Here is a 16,782-nt window from a genome sequence, read left to right on the forward strand (position 1 = left end):
TTTCTAAGTTTATAGTCTTTACTTTAAGTAATTATAGAAGCTATTTGTTTTCTTTTTTATTTCTTTTTATTTTTAATTAAATTATAATCTGGATTCTTGTATTTACTTTTAGTATAATGCCATAATGGTGCCTATATGAATTGATAATTAAATCTTATTTTTAATGGATTATAGTTAGAAATTTTAGAATTTTTTAAACAAAGATGATGTTTATATATTTTTCAATAAAATTATATTTTATTAAAAAATTTTTAATTAATATTTAAAACATTAAAAACTGTATATTTTTACTTAATTAAAAAAATTTTAATATTTCTTCTTTTTTTACTTTGTACATTTTATTTAAATAAAAATAAATGTAATTTATATAATTTTTTAATTGTTTTTATGAAATATGTATATTTGATAATATAATTTGTTTCTGATTTTTGTATAGTTAAAATGATAACTTATTTATATTATAAAGTTTAATTATATTGTATACTTTAATAAAAATGTATAAATATATTACAATATGTGTTTAAACATTTTTTTAATTAAATTGATTTATTGGTTATGATGATTTGATTTTAAATTATTCCTTTAATTCATTTTGATTAAAATAGTTTTTCCATATGTTGTGTATTGATTTGAAAAAAAATTGAAAGTTTCAAAATTTTTAAAAAATTATGGATTCAATTATTAACAGTTAGAGGTATTATTATGGAAAACAAAATTGTTGCAGCTATCATATCCCTATTTTTACCTGGGATAGGACAATATTTATTAGGCAGAGGAAAAAATTGGTTGTTTGTATTTATTGCAGTAGTTATCGTTGATATTATTCTTGCTTATGCATTAGGTGCTGTCGGTACTTATGTTGCTGGACTTATTGGACTAGTCTTTGCAGCGGATGCATATGCTGGATTTATTGGTGATTTATAAATCATTTTTTTAGATAGTTATAGGACTATTTATTTTAAAACAATTTCATTTTTTTTTAAAATTAATTTATAGGTGTAATTATGGCTTTATTTGATAAGTTAGCAGGACATGCTAGTGTTGATATGGATGCAGATTATGTGTCCGAGTTTTTCTTTGATGATGAGGAAATTATTCAGTCATTTCAGTTTTTAAGGGATCAAATCGTTCTTACAAATTATGGGATATATGATGTTGATGTTCAAGGATTAAGTGGTAAAAAGGTTGAAGTTAAATTCTTCCCTAAAAAAACAATTAAGACAATATCTTTTGAAACCGCAGGTACCCTTGATTTTGATGTGGATATTAAAATAGGTGTGGATGGTAACACTACTGTTACCGCTGAAGGTGCAGCATATAGTGCTCCTTTATCATTTAAAGTACCATCTGATCAAGCAGGGGAAGCAAAAGAAATTGTTAGGTTAGTTAAAGAAAACTATCTTTTTTAGATAATCTTCTTATATTTTTTTTTAATTTTTAAGGTCTAATTTTAAGTTTATTTATTTATTTTTCTGATTTTCATTAATTCTCTTTTTAATGATTATTAATATTGTTATTTAAATAATCAATTTAATCTTATGTTGCTTTTTTTTTATATGGAAATTATGTATAAACTTAAAATATTTTTTTAAAATCTGAAGTTACGATAGGTACGATGTCTATCTAAATTACAATTTTTGATATAATTTATTATATAATTTTTAAAAGTCATCTACTGGGTAAAAATTAGTATTTCCATATGGTCTATAGAATGGAAATCTAATAATTTTAATTCATTGATTAATTTACCAGATTTAAACATTATTGATTATAATTAAAATAATCCTTAAGGTGATGTTGAAATGGCTCCTAGAATCAGTATTAAAAATATTCCGCTACAGCATGTCAAGCCACTTCTATCATCAACAATTGAAGTTATTATCCATGAAATAAGTAAAATTAATATTAAGCCTGTAACAAATACATTTGCCCCCATAGTATCACAATACTATTTTGTCTATACATATATTTTTATATAATGTAAAAAATAAATTACAGTGTAAAATAATTCATAAATTAAATATTAATTATTAATTTAATTTAAGTTTCAAATAATCAAGATCTATTTTTGGGATATTTTTTTTATAAGTTTATCATAATTTTCTAATCTATTTTGAAATCTGTTATTTTCTTAAAATTAGTTGTTAATATTTAATTCATGATTTTTAATGGTGATTTATGTTTTTATTGAAGATAAAAGATATTGGATGGGAAAGGGAAAATACTGAATTTCCCTTCTTTAAGGATAATCCGAGATTATCTAATACTAAATGGGCACTACTTGTAATTGAATCTATAATAATAGTATTATGTTCCTTTTCATTGTTTGGTGGGGAAGAATCATCTACACTAATTCTATTTTTCAGTAGTATTATAGTTCCCCTATATGCATTTAAAGGTCATTGGAGGGAAATATTTAAAAAACCTGAAATTAATGATATTTGGGTAATTATATTTTGTGTAGCGGGAGATCTCCTCCTTGGAATATTATTGTCCTTCTTGCTTAGTTATCTGGGTCTTGTTGGAGCAGATAATTCTTGGCTAAATTATACTATCTGGGATTTTCTATGGGTATTTCCCCAATTGGTTTGGGAAGAGGTACTAAGATTTATTCCATTTATTGCATCTTTATATCTATGTTACAAAGGTTCAGATAAACGTAATTTAAGTGTAATTATTGCAACTATCATTAGTTTATTGGTCTTCGGTTTTTTGCATATTACTACATATGGTAATGTATTTTATGCTTTAATTGGTGTAGGTTTCGGTTCAATATTCTTAGCTTATTCCTACTTAAGAACTAAAAATTTATTTGTTGCATATATTGTACATATTCTAATTGATTATGGGATATTTGCATTAGAGTTTTTAGGTATCTAATTAAAACAGATATCTATTAAATATTTTAATGTCAAATATCCCTTCTTTTTTTTCATTTTTAAATTTTCATTGCTTTTTTTATTTAATGTATACCTAATATTAAATTTTTAATCTTGTTTTAAATCAGATTAATTGGTTTTTTAGATATATGGTTGAGGTTTTAATTTTAAGAATATGTTAAAAATAGAGATTATTATTGGGTAGGTATTTAATGGTTAAAATTAGATTTATATTTTTATTTTAAAAATATATTAAAAATAGCTGCTTTTTAAAAAAAATAAAAGGTAAATGATTTATTCATTGAAATAGTTTTGAATAAATTCATTTAAATTGGAAATAGGAATTCTATCTTGTTTTTCACTATCCCTATATCTTACGGTTACGGCTTTATCCTCTATTGAATCGAAATCAATAGTTATTGCAATAGGTACTCCTATTTCATCTGCCTTTGCATACCTTTTTCCAATGGATCCTGCTGTACTGTAGTCTACATTGAATCCTTCATTTCTTAAGGTCTCAGTGATTTCGGTTCCAATTTTAGGTAATTCGTTTTTGTTTAAAAGTGGGAATACGCTTATTTGAATTGGAGCTATTTCTTTTTGGAATTTGAAGTAGTCTTTGTTTTCACTTTCGGTAAATGAATGTAATAATGTACAGTATAATATACGGTCAATTCCAAATGAAGGCTCAATTACATGGGGTGTAATCTTCTCACCTTTGACCTCTTCCTCGATTTCTTTAAATTCAACATGTTCCGGAAGAAGTTCTAGATCTTTATCCAATTTAACTATATATTTACCGTCATCCTCTAAAGCTTTTTTAACTTCATTAATCTCATCATCATTAAGGTTTTCAAGATAGGTTTTTACTTTAGGACTATCCTGTTTAAATGAAGGTCCAAATTTAGCCATATTCGGTTTAATAATGGTTTTTTTAACATGTTTAGGTTTATCATATGGGATATAGACATTCAATTCCTCATTACTTTCTTTGGTATGTGAGGATAAATCATAATCTCCCCTATCTGCTATTCCAATGATTTCGACCCATCCATATTTGTCGGTTTTACATTCCACATCCCAACAATCAAGTGCATAGTGAGCCATTTCTCCAGGTAAATGTTGTCTAAATCTCAACGCATCCTCAGGTATGCCGATTTCTTCTAGGAATTTTCTTGCAAGATATAACTGATAGATAAGCATTTCGCTTGAAATTATGCCTTCATTTAATGCTTCCTGTGCTGTTACGATAATTTCGTCCTTATTATTCAATTGCACATCCTGAGAGGATAATCTAAATTCAATGTCCTTAATCTGATTAAATTTGGGATGTGTTTTATCCTCTGGATTTAGGAAGATCTCTGCCTCTGCCTGGGTGAATTCCCTAAGTCTTATTACTCCCTGTCTTGGGGAAATCTCATTTCTGTATGATTTACCAAGTTGAACTACTCCAAACGGTAATTTTCCTCCAAAATATCTGGATAATCTTTTGAATAAAATGAAAATGCCTTGTGCAGTTTCAGGTCTCATATATCCAACTTTATTTCCTTTTGCACCAATCTGGGTCTTAAACATCAGGTTGTAATCCCAGATTTTTGAAAGCTTACCACCACATTCACTGCAGCGAATATTGTTTTCCTCTACGATTTTATCTAGTTCCTCATTAGGTAGGCTTTCCACATCTATGCCAATGTTTTCTTCAATAATATGGTCTGCTCTGTAAACCTCTCCGCAGTCTTCACATTTACACATTGGATCTGTAAAGTTATCAACATGTCCTGAAGCCTTTAAAACTTCTTTCGGCATTACGGTAGGTCCCTCAATTTCTGTAAATCCCTCACCTACAACATATTGTCTTCTCCATTTCTGCATAATGTTGTTTTTAAGTGTTGCACCAAGAGGTCCGTAATCAGTAAATCCGGAAACTCCTGAGTAAATTTCAAAAGAAGGCCATAAGAAACCTCTTTTTGCACTAATATTTGACATCTTATCATGATTCATAGATTATCTCCAATAATAATTTAATATTTTTAAAAATTAAGCTTTATAAAATAATTGTTGGTTTAAAATATTCTTCCGGTTTAATTGGAAAATATTTTTAATAAAAAATAATAAATTTTATTTATTTAATTCATAGTCATCTTTAATACGACTACTTTCAGGACTTTTTTGACCCATATACTTACTATTTCTATCTGGGTGGCCATATGGTTTATCGGCAGGTGTGGTCATAGTTTCAAAAACAAGTTGACATACCCTTTGACCAGGATATAACGCAACTGGCATAGCACCAATGTTTGATATTTCTAAAGTGATCTTTCCCTCAAATCCAGGGTCGATATATCCGGCAGTTACATGCATGGTAACCCCGAGTCTTCCCATTGAGGAACGTCCCTCAACACGTGCAACTAAGTCGTCTGGAACCTTTACATATTCGTATGTAGTCGCAAGTGCAAATTCATTTGGGTGTATTATAAATGCCTCTCCATCTTCAACAGTTAATGATTCCATATATGACGCAATGTCATCATCATCTTTAGGATCAATAAAGGGTTTGCGAATAACTCTAAAAACTTTAAACTCATCACCAATTCTCATATCAATTGAGGATGGTTGTATTTGTTTTTCATCAGTTAATGGGTCAATAACTATTTTTCCATCATCTATACACTTTTTAAGGTCTTTATCACTTAATATAGCCATAAATAGTCCTCTAAACAAAATTTATTTTATAAAATTTAGTATATTTTTTATACATTAATAATATTTATTTTATATTATATTAATATAACAATTTTAAATATCTCATAGTGATTTTTTTTAAGGCTTGGGAATTTTTATTTTAAAAGTAGTTGGATTAGTATGGGAATTTAAATTGATTTAAAAATTTAATAAAAAATTTACTTTAAAAAATAGTAAAATGAATAAGAGTTCTTATTCTTTTTTATATAATATGTCTAGTTTTGCATGTCTTAATATGCCCATTAAGGTATGAGCCTCCCTACCAGTTATAAAAGCACGATTTACAATATTTTTAAATGTTTTGTAACCTGTTTTTTTCTTGTGTTCCGGAATACTTAAACAATCAACTAATTCCCTCATGTTTTCAAGAAGGTGCTCCTTTTCAACATGGGTACTTTCATCTAAACCTTCCTTATTAAAGGTATTCTTATGTTTAAAAATTTCATAGAAGATTATTGCAGCTGCATGGGTGATATTCATTACAGGATATGACGGATCCGTTGGGATGGATACGACAATATCACATTTATCAATCTCATTGTTTGTTAGGCCGTCACCTTCCCTTCCGAATAGAATTGCGATTTTATTATTGGGATTGATCTTTTCAGCAAGTTCCTCCGGCATTATAGGTATTCTTGAAAGATTGTAACTGCCCCCAGGTGAACCTGTAGTGCCTATTATAAAGTCAATGCCCTTGGATTCAAGAAAATGGTCTAGGGTATCATAAATCTCGGCACTTTCCACAATGTTTCTTGCATGCATGGACTGGTAATATGCATCATCTTTAAGTTTACAGGGATTGATCAATACAAGATTTTTAAGTCCAAAATTTGCCATGGTCCTTGCTAAAAATCCCACATTTCCGGAGGTCTCACATTCTACAAAAACAACATAAAAATTATCTCTTATAACTAAAGCAGCATCTGAGAAATGGTTTTTATTTAAAACCATCCCTCTTTTTGTAGATACTCCAGTACTTTTTGTCTTTGATTCCTCACTAGATTTGTCCTCAGAATCGGTTTTACTCTCTTCAGTACTTTTAATTACAGAGGTATTTTCTACAATGACCTCTTCTTCGGTAGCAGTATCTCCTATTTTAAACACCTTCCAGCTTTAACTATTGTCTTATTCTGCATAAGCTTCCTGTAACAATTCAATTAAATTGATTACATGTATATTTTCAAGTCCTTCCTCATCCAATGCGTCCTGAATATTCCTCTGACAGAATGGACAGATACTTATTACTGCCTCAGCATCAGTTTCTTTAATCTCGTTAACCCTGTCCTTTGCAAGGGTCATAGCTATTTCCGGTTTTGCAGATTTCACTCCACCACCAGCACCACAGCATTTTGCAGGATTGTCCATTTCATTAAATTTAAGGCCTGGAATCATATTTAATATTCTACGAGGTTCTTCCCGTATGTTCTGTCCTCTTGCAAGATGGCATGGGTCATGCCAGGTCACTGTTTTGTCAAGCTCTTTCATTTTGGATACGTCTAATTTATCCACCAGGAATTCACTAATGTCCTGAACATTTAAATTGGAGCCATATTCTGGATGGTCATTTTTAAGTGTTGCTCCACATCCTGCACAGATTGTAACAACAGTGTCATAATCCTTAAATACCTCTTTATTGGTGTCAACTAAATTTTGGATAAGATCTGTCTGTCCTGTTCTTATAAGTGGGGAACCACAACATACCTGGCCTTCAGGTACATCAATGTCAATATCATTCGCTTTTAAGACATCAAGAAGTGCATGACCTACTTTTTGAAGTCTATAATCCACCATACATCCGGTAAATAATGCATATTTACTTTTCTTTGATGGATCTTTGTCTTTATTGACCTCTTCGATAAAACTCAATCCTTCCTTAGGATAGCTTACAGATCTGTTTGTTTCCCTTACCATCCTGTTTATATTTTTATGAGCGTCTAATGGTCCAAGATCATTATTGGTTATTATTGAACGTAATTTTTCAATTGCTTTTCCGTAGATTTTGATATTCTTGGGACAGACCTCCTCACACTTTCTACAACTGGTACAGTCATAAACCCCCTCTTCTATTATCTGATTTAAACGCTCATTGTCGTTTCTTGGATCAAACTCGAATTTGGATAAATATCTCATAAAGTAAGGTCCTGCATATTCATCTCCAAAATCTTTTACAACAGGACAGCTAGAAAGACAGGAATAACACTCAATGCATGTTCTAACTTTTTTAGTATCCTCGAGTTCTTCAGGTTTTAAATCAAGATTTAATCTGTTTGATTCTGGAATATTAAGTTCCAAATCCATTGAAGCAGCTTTATCCTCATATATTTCTCTGTTAACGATTAAATCTTTAATGATAGGTAAGTCTAAAGGTTCAATAATGTCTCCATCGTTTATTTCACTTTTACAAGCAAGTGCTCCAGAACCATTAATCTTTAAACTACAGGAACCACATTGGCCGGCTCTACATGAGCTTCTAAAACTAATATTCTCGTTATATTTATCGTTAATAGCAGTCAATGCATCTAAAACCTTCATTTGTTCGGTTTTTTCGATTTCATACTCTTTATAGTAAGGTTTTTCATCTTTTTCTGGATCAAACCTTAATACTTTAATTGTAATCATCCTTTTCATCCTTTAAAATTTTTTTATAAAATGATAAGTAAAATAGTAATTATTATTATATTATTGTTTTTTTAATATAATGATTATTATTTGATATAAACCAATAGGTTTTATTATCTATTGATAAACTTTTTTTAAGTATATTTTCAAATTCTTTTTAAATTTATTAAAATCTACTTTTTTGTTATCATGTATTTTTTAGATAAATATTTTAAATAAATCGATTAATAGATATATAATAGTATTATATCATTTTTAAATATTTTTCTAAAAATTGATATTATGGGTTATTTTTATATTAAAACATAAAACTATCTTTTTTTATTAAAATACATAATTTTTCTTTGTAAAAATTAATTAAAGTTATAATATTAATCTTAATTTATTAAATTTATTACTTTTAAGAAAAGAGGTATGATTATGGGTTATGATCAATTAGTTAATGGTAAAAAAGGAGAAAAGCATTTTTTACTAGGTAATGAAGCTGCAGTAAGGGGTGCTATTGAGGCAGGTTTATCTGTTGCAGCTACTTATCCTGGAACCCCTTCATCAGAAATTGGAAATATTTTATCTGTTGTTGCAAAAGATTCAGGTATATATTTCGAATTTTCTACTAATGAGAAGGTAGCTATGGAAGTTGCAGCTACTTCTGCAGTAAGTGGTCTCAGATCATTTACATTTATGAAACATGTAGGTTTAAACGTAGCATCAGATTCCTTTGTCACAACTGGTTATTCCGGTGTTAAAGGTGGAATGGTTATATTGGTTGCAGACGATCCTTCTGTATTCTCATCACAGAATGAACAGGATACAAGAAATTATGCTCGTCTTGCAAATATTCCTGTTCTTGAACCATCCAATCCTCAAGAAGTCAAGGATATGATGGTTTATGGATTTGAATTATCTGAAAAGTTAGAACTTCCGGTAATATTAAGAACAACTACTCGTGTATCTCATATGAGGGGAATTGTTGAATTTGGTGACATTAAGGAACATAACGGTCTTAAGAACGAATCAACACATTGGAATAAAGGTCATTTTAAAAAGAATCCCTCAGCTTATGTTCCGGTACCGGCAAATGCGGCGGGAATGCATGAAAGATTAACTAAAAAAATTGAAAAATTGGAGGAAAACGTCTGCAAATCTGAATTTAATCCTATTATTGAATTATCTGAAGATGCTAAAATAGGAGTAATAACATCTGGTAGTGCTTTTGACTATGGATATGACGTTGCAGTTGAGGATGATTTGGATGTTAAATTCTTAAAATTAGGCTTGTCCTATCCATGTCCTCATGATTTGATCTATGACTTTATTAAGGATTTGGATATGGTATTTGTAATTGAAGAGGTAGATCCGATTACAGAAAGAGAGGTTTTAATTACAATCGGAACCCATGGATTAAATATTCCGGTTCACGGTAAATTTGATAAAACATTTCCTATGGTTGAGGAATTTAACTGTGATATAGTAAGGGAAGGATTTTCAAAAGTTTTAGGATACGAAACAGAAAACAGGTGTTTTGAGAAAACAAGTTCACTTAAAAACCTTAAGGAAAATCTATTTATTAGGGCTCCAACTTTATGTCCTGGTTGTTCTCATAGGGCAACATACTATGGTGTTAAAAAAGCTTTAGAAGAGGAGAAAATACCTGAAGACGAGGTTATTTTTGCATCAGATATAGGTTGTTATACTTTAGGAATCAACCCTCCTTACAATGTTGCAGATTATCTTTTATCCATGAGTTCAAGTATCGGTGACGGTTGTGGATTTTCCATGGCAACTAATCAAACTGTAATTAGTTTTATTGGAGATTCAACATTTTTCCATAGTGGTGTATCACCTTTAATTAACGGTGTTCACAATGGACAGAATTTTATTGTAACCGTTTTGGATAATCGTATTACTGCAATGACTGGAGGTCAACCAAATCCAGGTATACCTGTTGATGGTATGGGAAATCATGCTCCTGAAATTTCTATTCGTGAATTAGCAAAAGCTGCAGGTGCAAGTTTTGTAAGAGTTATTAATCCATTAAATCTTAAACAAACAGTTGAAACTTATCAGAAAGCTTTAAACAATGATGGCGTTTCTGTAATTATTGCAAAATCTCCATGTACTTTAATTAAGGGATATCCTAAAAAGGATCCTGTTAAGGTAAATTATGATAAATGTAACAACTGTGATGCATGTGTTAAAGAGTTAGCATGTCCTGCAATTAGCAAGGTAGACGGTAAGATTGTAGTTGATACATCTATGTGTAATGGTTGTTCAATGTGTGTTCAAGTATGTAAATATGATGCATTTGAAACAATTAACGATTAAAGAGGGATTAATATGAGTCAAGATAATTATTCAATTTATGTTTGTGGTGTTGGAGGTCAAGGGATTATTAAGACCTCTACCATTATTGGTGAAGCTGCAATGAATGAAGGTTTAAATGTTGTAATGAGTGAAATTCATGGAATGTCTCAAAGAGGGGGATCTGTTTCTACCGAGTTGAAAATAGGTAATTTTAAAAGTTCCATATTGGAAAACCATACTGCTGACATGATTCTTGGATTTGAACCTTCCGAGGTTTTAAGGGGATTACACAAGGCAAACAAAGAAACTTATTTGGTATTCAACACATTTCCTGTAATTCCGGCTCAACTTTCAAGTTCAGGTCAACCTTATCCTAGTATAAGCTCCATTGTAAATAGTCTTAAGGAAAACTTTAATCATGTTTATCCTGTTGAGGGTAATGATTTTGCAAAAGAGGCAGGAAGTATGTTGTCCTTAAACATGGTACTTTTAGGTTCAGCTGTTGCTGTAGAGTCCTTCCCTATTTCAAAAGATGCTATTGTTGATTCAATGAAGCATAACCTTAAGGAAAAATTCCATAAAATGAATTTAAAAGCTTTTGATTTAGGTTATGATGCTGTTAAACATTAAATATTATTCTAAAATTGGATTATAATTAATAAGATATTGGGATAAGAATATATTTATTTACTACTTTTCCAATATTTTTTTATTTTATTGTTTAAATGAATAATATATGTTTTAACTGTTTTTACAGTATTTTTTTAATTTAATATTTGGATGTGTAATATTTATTTTGATGGTTTTTTAATATTTTTTTTATTTTATTGTTTAAATGCCGATATTTATTTTGAATATTTTCAATCTTACTTTTCTATCTTTATCATTATCTACTTATTTTTATAGTTTGATTATAAATTTCTATTTTAAAATTTTTTATAAGCGGTTTTATTCCTTTTTTTTAGGTTTATTAAATTTAATGAGTAAAACTTTTAAATAAGATAGTTTTAAAATATTAATAATAAAATTCAATTTAAGATTTTAATTATGGTGTTGAAAATGTCATATAAAATTAATAATGCAATTCTTAAAAGAAGAGAAGGTACTAATCAATTTGATTTAGTTGATCCAGATGGAAAGTTTAGTGACAAGGAAGTTTTAGTTGGAATAGATAGTGATGATTTAATTACTATCCAATTATTAATTAATGGAATTATTAATAATGATTTTAAAGCTTGGAACGAGATTACTAAAATTAATGATAATGAATCTGTTAAGAATCTGTTTATTAAATTAGGTTATACCAGGGAAGATCTCTTAACATTATTAAAAGAGTTATAGTCTATTTATTTTATTTTAATGATTCGTATCCTTTTATAAACATTTGAAAACTATTTATCTATTGGTAAAATAGAATAGAATAATTTAAATAATAAATATATGATATTTTTATTAGATTGAATTTTTATTTATTTCATTAAAAGTATAAGGTGATTCAATATGCCTGAATTTAAATTAACTTATGAGGCTAGTGGAACTGATTGTGAAATTATCATGGCTATTGATTATGATGATGATGGAGAAGTAGAAAATCAAGAATTTTATACAGGTTCAGATTGGTCAGATAATCCTGCTGACTTAAGGGAAAATACCACATTTATTTGTGAAGAGGAAGAACAAGAAGATTTAAATAACTTTTTTAATGGATTTATGCATTTACTTGAATCTGGTGAATTAATCGAAGAATTAAAAAATCTAAAAGAGGTAGATGATTCATATATATTTAGTGATGAAGATATAAAAGTCGTTCTTACTGAAGAGGACTGAAACTTATATTTCCTCTAAATATATTTTTTTTCTAGTCTGGGCTATTTTTTCTAAAATTTTTATATAAGAAATTATTTATTTCTCTATTGATTTTTTCATCTATTTTTTAATTTATAGTTGCTTATTTTATTGATAGTAATTTTTTTAATTGAATTTTGTTTTACTTGGTTTAAAATGAGTTTTTAAAATTAGTTTGGGGTTTTAACTATTTAATTAAAGTAATTATTTTAATTAATATAAAATATGTAAAAAATAGTTTTTTTTATTAGATATAAATAGATATAAATGATTCAATTTAAGTTTTAAAATTAAAAAAAAAGTAGAAGAAATATTGAATAATTCAATATTTATAAATTTTCGATATCCCCTTCATCATAAAGTTTTGCTTCATGATTTCTTAGGACTTTTAATGCTTTGTCGTAATTTTCAACCTTAATTACAACTACCGCATCATCCGTTTTATTGTTTGCAAAAGCATAAACATATTCAAGATTAATATTTTCCCCTTCCAAAACATCTAATAAAGTGTTTAATCCATTAGGTTCATCGGGAATTCCAATTACAATAACTTCTGTTTCCCTTACAATGAATCCGCCTTTTGTTAATACATCTTTAGCCTTGTCATTATCTGTAAGGATTAATCTTAATATACCGAATTCCGCACCATCTGCAATTGAAAGTGCTCTGATGTTTATTCCCTCACTTGAAATTGTATTGATTGCTTTTTTTAATTTTCCTGCGTTGTTTTCAATAAAGACTGAAATTTGTTTTACTGTCATTTTATCACCTATTCAAAGTTCCTTTCATCAATTACTCTAACAGCTTTTCCTTCACTTCTTGGAATTGTTCCAGGTTCAACAAAGCTTACATTTACCCTAAGACCTATTTCCTTACTAATACTTTTTGCGATTTCTTTACGTTTTTCATCAACCTGTTTCATTTCATCTGAAAACATCTCTGGAGTTACCTCAACTTTAACTTCAAGCTCATCTAAAGCATCAGGTCTTGTAACATGTATTTGGTAGTTAGGGCTGGTTTTACTAACTCTGAGTAATGCTCTTTCAATTTGTGATGGGAATACCATTACTCCTCTGATTTTGAGCATGTCATCAGTTCTTCCGGTAATACGGTTCATTCTAACAGTTGTCCTTCCACATTTACATTTTTCATGATTTAATGAGGTAATATCTTTAGTTCTGAATCTGATTATAGGCATTCCAGTTTTAGTAAGGCTTGTTAAAACGAGTTCTCCTCTTTCTCCATCTCCTAATGTTTTATGGGTCTTTGGATCAATAATTTCCGGATAGAAGTGATCCTCCTGGATGTGCATTCCCGCTTGTTCCAAACATTCTGAGGATACACCTGGTCCCATTACCTCGGTAAGACCATAAATGTTTAAAGCTTTAATACCTAGTTTTTCCTCAATTCTTTTTCTGATTTCCTCGGTCCACATTTCCGCACCAAAGATACCTGTTTTAAGATTAATGTCTTCTGGACCGTAACCTTCCTCTTCAAGGGCCTCTCCAAGATACATAGCATATGATGGGGTACAGGTTATGATATCGCTTTTAAAATCCCTCATAATTTCCAATTGTCTTTTTGTATTTCCAGCAGACATTGGAATAACGGTTGCACCAAATTTCTTACCTCCATGGTCTATTCCAAAACCACCGGTAAATAATCCGTATCCATAACAGTTTTGAATTTTGTCTTTTTTCTCACCATCTGCCATTCCGATAGCCCTTGCAGTGATTTCTCCCCAGATGTCCAAGTCGTTTTCAGTATAACATGTAACGGTTGCAGTTCCAGTTGTACCTGATGAAGCATGAATCTCTACAATGTCTTCAGGATCTGCTGCAACAAGTTTGAAAGGATAACAACTTCTCAAATCATCTTTTGTTGTAAATGGAAATTTCTCAATATCCTCTAAGGTTTCAATACTGTCTGCAGATAATCCTAGTTTGTCATATTGCTCTTTATAGAAAGGAACTTCTTCTGCTCTTTTAACAGCCTCTTTTAGTCTTTTAAGTTGTAACTCTTTCCTTTCTTCCGGGTCCATACATTCCATTTCTTCATTCCAAATCATTATATCACTTTTAATTTTGTAATATTAATAAAATTAATAATATTCTTTTAATAATAATTTTTTATATAATCTATAATATTTATAACTAGTTTCTATTATATGAATATGATTTTTTAATTAATTGCATCTTCAATTTTTTATAGTTTCTATTTTATTTTTTTAGGGTTTGTTTTAAAATTAGTGAAACTTTTCAAATCTTCAGTATATAAATTGTATATTATACAATTTTTATTAATCTTTAACAGTAAATTTTAACCGTTTACATGCTTATTTTGAATTGTTTTAATCTTTGAATAATAATTTATATATCTAATAAAATATAATCTATATCTGTATAAATTTTTTAAATTTTACTGAGATTTATAAAGAATTTTTTTTTATAAATTCTGTTTTTTAGATAATTTTTCAGTTTATTGTATTTTTTTTATGAAAATTGGTTAATAAATCAATTTTAATAGGTTAGAGGTTAATTATGAATCTTTTAGTATTGAGTTTGGTCTTTATAATCTACTTATTTATGGTTGTATATGTAGGTTATATTGCATATAAAAGAACAGATTCCTCTGAAGATTTCTTAATTGCAGGGAGAGATTCACATCCTTATGTAATGGCTTTAAGTTATGGGGCGACTTTTATCTCAACAGCTGCAATTGTAGGTTTTGGAGGTATAGCTGGTCAATATGGAATGAGTATTTTATGGCTAGCTTTATTAAATCTAGTAGTTGGAATTTTTATAGCATTTGTATTCTTAGGTAAAAGAACCCGTAGAATTGGGGCTAATCTAAAATCTGTCACATTTCCCGATTTTTTAGCACGAAGATTTGATAGTAAGTTTCTTAAAATTTTCTCAGGTTTGATCATATTTTTAGGTATGCCTATTTATTCCTCTGTTGTTTTAATAGGGGCTGCAAGGTTTATGGAAACATCTTTGGGAATTAATTTCCAGATAGCATTATTTGTATTTTCAATTATTATAGCAGCATATGTATTTTATGGGGGTATTAAAGGAGTTATGTATACCGATGCCCTTCAAGGAACAATAATGTTCTGTGGTATGATCTTTCTATTGTTCTTTGTATTTTGGAAACTTGGAGGAATCCAGAATGCAAATATGGCATTAACTAACATGGCACCATTATATTCCAAAGAAGCTATTGCTCAAGGAGGACTTGGATGGACGGCATTTCCTAAATTTGGAAGTCCTTTCTGGTGGTATCTTGTATCTACATTAATTATGGGAGTAGGTATTGGTACAATTGCTCAACCACAATTAATTGTACGTTTCATGACAGTCAAATCTGATAGGGAATTAAATAGATCAGTTTTAATTGGTGGTATATTTATTGCAGTTATGCCTGTTACAGCATATGTTGTAGGTTCACTTTCCAATGTTTACTTCTATCAGAAATTAGGTAAAACTGCAGTAGAGGTTGTAGGTGGAAACATTGACAAGATTATTCCAACTTTTATTAATATGGCACTTCCGGAGTGGTTTGTATATGTGTTCCTGTTAACATTACTTGCAGCTTCAATGAGTACTTTGTCTGCATTGTACCATACTCAAGGTACAGCATTCGGAAGTGATGTTATAGGTACAATTAAAAATAAAAAACCTACCGACTTGGTAAATGTTACTAAGGTAGGTATTTTAATTGCGGTAGTATTGTCCCTTATATTAAGCTTTATTTTGCCTTCAAGTATTATTGCACTAGGTACATCTTTATTTATGGGTATTTGTGCAGCTGCATTTTTACCATTGTATATTGCATCTATCTATTGGAAAGGCACAACAAAAGCAGGGGCTATAGCAGGTGTTGTTTCAGGTCTTTGTACTAGTTTATTCTGTTTATTATTTATGTATAAGAAAACAGCTGCCGCTTTAGGTATTTGTCAATTTTTAACTGGTAGTCCTGTTTTAATCACAACAATGCCATGGCCTGTAGTAGATCCTCTATTATTTGGTGTTCCAGTGTCTGCAATATTTTTAATTGTTGTAAGTTTAATTACAAAACCATTAGATCAAGAATTAATTGATAAATCATTTAAAGGATTCGATAAAGCTTAGGTGTTAATATGTCAGTATTAGGAATTGAAGACCCAATGATTTGGGGAGTTTATGTTCTTATAATCTTCTTTACAATCCTTTGTATTGTATATGGGATTGTAAATTGGAATAAAGGGGAAGAATAAGAGAACTATCTCTATTTTTTTTATTTTTTTTTTAAATATTTATTAAAGCATGATCTTTTTTTAATTAATATAATTTATTTAGGGGCCTGAATTTTTTTTATTTTTTTTATGGTTTATTTTTGCTTGTTTTTTATA

General features: G+C 29.3%; 16 protein-coding genes. 10 read left to right on the plus strand and 6 right to left on the minus strand.

The genetic code is table 11. The features are described from left to right. Positions 1-702: 702 nt before the first annotated feature. The 4 genes from ON24_RS00320 to ON24_RS08885 all read left to right on the plus strand — a co-directional run bounded on the left by ON24_RS00320 (position 703) and on the right by ON24_RS08885 (position 2,880). Entirely contained in the window at positions 703-924 is a 222-nt protein-coding gene (locus ON24_RS00320; protein ID WP_040681557.1) for a hypothetical protein, read from the plus strand. Positions 925-1,004: 80 nt separating this feature from the next. After that, positions 1,005-1,409 (plus strand): PH domain-containing protein, encoded by a 405-nt coding sequence (locus ON24_RS00325; RefSeq protein WP_016358924.1) that lies wholly within the window; start codon positions 1,005-1,007, stop codon positions 1,407-1,409. 393 nt (positions 1,410-1,802) lie between these two features. Beyond that, the gene (locus ON24_RS09300) at positions 1,803-1,979 is read left to right on the plus strand and encodes a hypothetical protein (RefSeq protein WP_160162408.1); all 177 of its coding nucleotides are present in this window, start codon (positions 1,803-1,805) and stop codon (positions 1,977-1,979) included. A 208-nt stretch (positions 1,980-2,187) separates the two neighbouring features. After that, positions 2,188-2,880 carry a CPBP family intramembrane glutamic endopeptidase gene (locus tag ON24_RS08885; RefSeq protein ID WP_152411867.1) on the plus strand — a complete coding sequence of 231 codons (693 nt, stop codon included), beginning with the start codon at positions 2,188-2,190 and terminating at the stop codon, positions 2,878-2,880. 293 nt (positions 2,881-3,173) lie between these two features. Here the strand turns inward: ON24_RS08885 and glyS are convergent, their stop codons facing one another. From glyS to tfrB, 4 genes are all read right to left on the minus strand, one after another. After that, positions 3,174-4,880 carry a glycine--tRNA ligase gene (gene glyS / locus ON24_RS00335; protein WP_040681558.1) on the minus strand — a complete coding sequence of 569 codons (1,707 nt, stop codon included), beginning with the start codon at positions 4,878-4,880 and terminating at the stop codon, positions 3,174-3,176. Positions 4,881-4,997: 117 nt separating this feature from the next. After that, the gene (dcd, locus tag ON24_RS00340) at positions 4,998-5,582 is read right to left on the minus strand and encodes a dCTP deaminase (RefSeq protein WP_040681559.1); all 585 of its coding nucleotides are present in this window, start codon (positions 5,580-5,582) and stop codon (positions 4,998-5,000) included. A 231-nt stretch (positions 5,583-5,813) separates the two neighbouring features. Beyond that, positions 5,814-6,725, minus strand: coding sequence for a TrmJ/YjtD family RNA methyltransferase (locus ON24_RS00345; protein ID WP_040681560.1), 912 nt, complete (start codon positions 6,723-6,725; stop codon positions 5,814-5,816). Between the two features lie 21 nt (positions 6,726-6,746). Continuing rightward, positions 6,747-8,240, minus strand: coding sequence for a fumarate reductase (CoM/CoB) subunit TfrB (gene tfrB / locus ON24_RS00350; RefSeq protein ID WP_016358917.1), 1,494 nt, complete (start codon positions 8,238-8,240; stop codon positions 6,747-6,749). A 420-nt stretch (positions 8,241-8,660) separates the two neighbouring features. Here tfrB and iorA point away from each other — a divergent pair, with 420 nt between their 5' ends. The 4 genes from iorA to ON24_RS00370 all read left to right on the plus strand — a co-directional run bounded on the left by iorA (position 8,661) and on the right by ON24_RS00370 (position 12,371). Beyond that, positions 8,661-10,565, plus strand: a complete 1,905-nt coding sequence (gene iorA / locus ON24_RS00355) for an indolepyruvate ferredoxin oxidoreductase subunit alpha (RefSeq protein ID WP_040681561.1) — start codon at positions 8,661-8,663, stop codon at positions 10,563-10,565. A 12-nt stretch (positions 10,566-10,577) separates the two neighbouring features. Then, entirely contained in the window at positions 10,578-11,174 is a 597-nt protein-coding gene (locus ON24_RS00360) for an indolepyruvate oxidoreductase subunit beta (protein ID WP_016358915.1), read from the plus strand. A gap of 429 nt (positions 11,175-11,603) precedes the next feature. Further along, positions 11,604-11,885 carry a hypothetical protein gene (locus ON24_RS00365; RefSeq protein WP_040681562.1) on the plus strand — a complete coding sequence of 94 codons (282 nt, stop codon included), beginning with the start codon at positions 11,604-11,606 and terminating at the stop codon, positions 11,883-11,885. 159 nt (positions 11,886-12,044) lie between these two features. Next, positions 12,045-12,371, plus strand: a complete 327-nt coding sequence (locus ON24_RS00370) for a hypothetical protein (RefSeq protein ID WP_016358913.1) — start codon at positions 12,045-12,047, stop codon at positions 12,369-12,371. Between the two features lie 347 nt (positions 12,372-12,718). Here the strand turns inward: ON24_RS00370 and ON24_RS00375 are convergent, their stop codons facing one another. Both ON24_RS00375 and ON24_RS00380 read right to left on the minus strand, forming a co-directional pair. Continuing rightward, positions 12,719-13,150, minus strand: coding sequence for an ACT domain-containing protein (locus ON24_RS00375; protein WP_016358912.1), 432 nt, complete (start codon positions 13,148-13,150; stop codon positions 12,719-12,721). Between the two features lie 8 nt (positions 13,151-13,158). After that, on the minus strand, positions 13,159-14,457 hold the full coding sequence (locus ON24_RS00380; RefSeq protein WP_040681563.1) for a phenylacetate--CoA ligase family protein: 1,299 nt from the start codon (positions 14,455-14,457) through the stop codon (positions 13,159-13,161). Between the two features lie 472 nt (positions 14,458-14,929). Between ON24_RS00380 and ON24_RS00385 the strand changes: the two genes are divergently transcribed. Next, positions 14,930-16,522 carry a sodium:solute symporter family protein gene (locus tag ON24_RS00385; RefSeq protein ID WP_040681564.1) on the plus strand — a complete coding sequence of 531 codons (1,593 nt, stop codon included), beginning with the start codon at positions 14,930-14,932 and terminating at the stop codon, positions 16,520-16,522. Positions 16,523-16,530: 8 nt separating this feature from the next. Continuing rightward, positions 16,531-16,647 (plus strand): symporter small accessory protein, encoded by a 117-nt coding sequence (locus ON24_RS09515; protein ID WP_016358909.1) that lies wholly within the window; start codon positions 16,531-16,533, stop codon positions 16,645-16,647. Positions 16,648-16,782 lie beyond the last annotated feature (135 nt).

It is taken from the genome of Methanobrevibacter boviskoreani JH1, from assembly GCF_000320505.1.
GTDB classification, from domain to species: domain Archaea; phylum Methanobacteriota; class Methanobacteria; order Methanobacteriales; family Methanobacteriaceae; genus Methanarmilla; species Methanarmilla boviskoreani.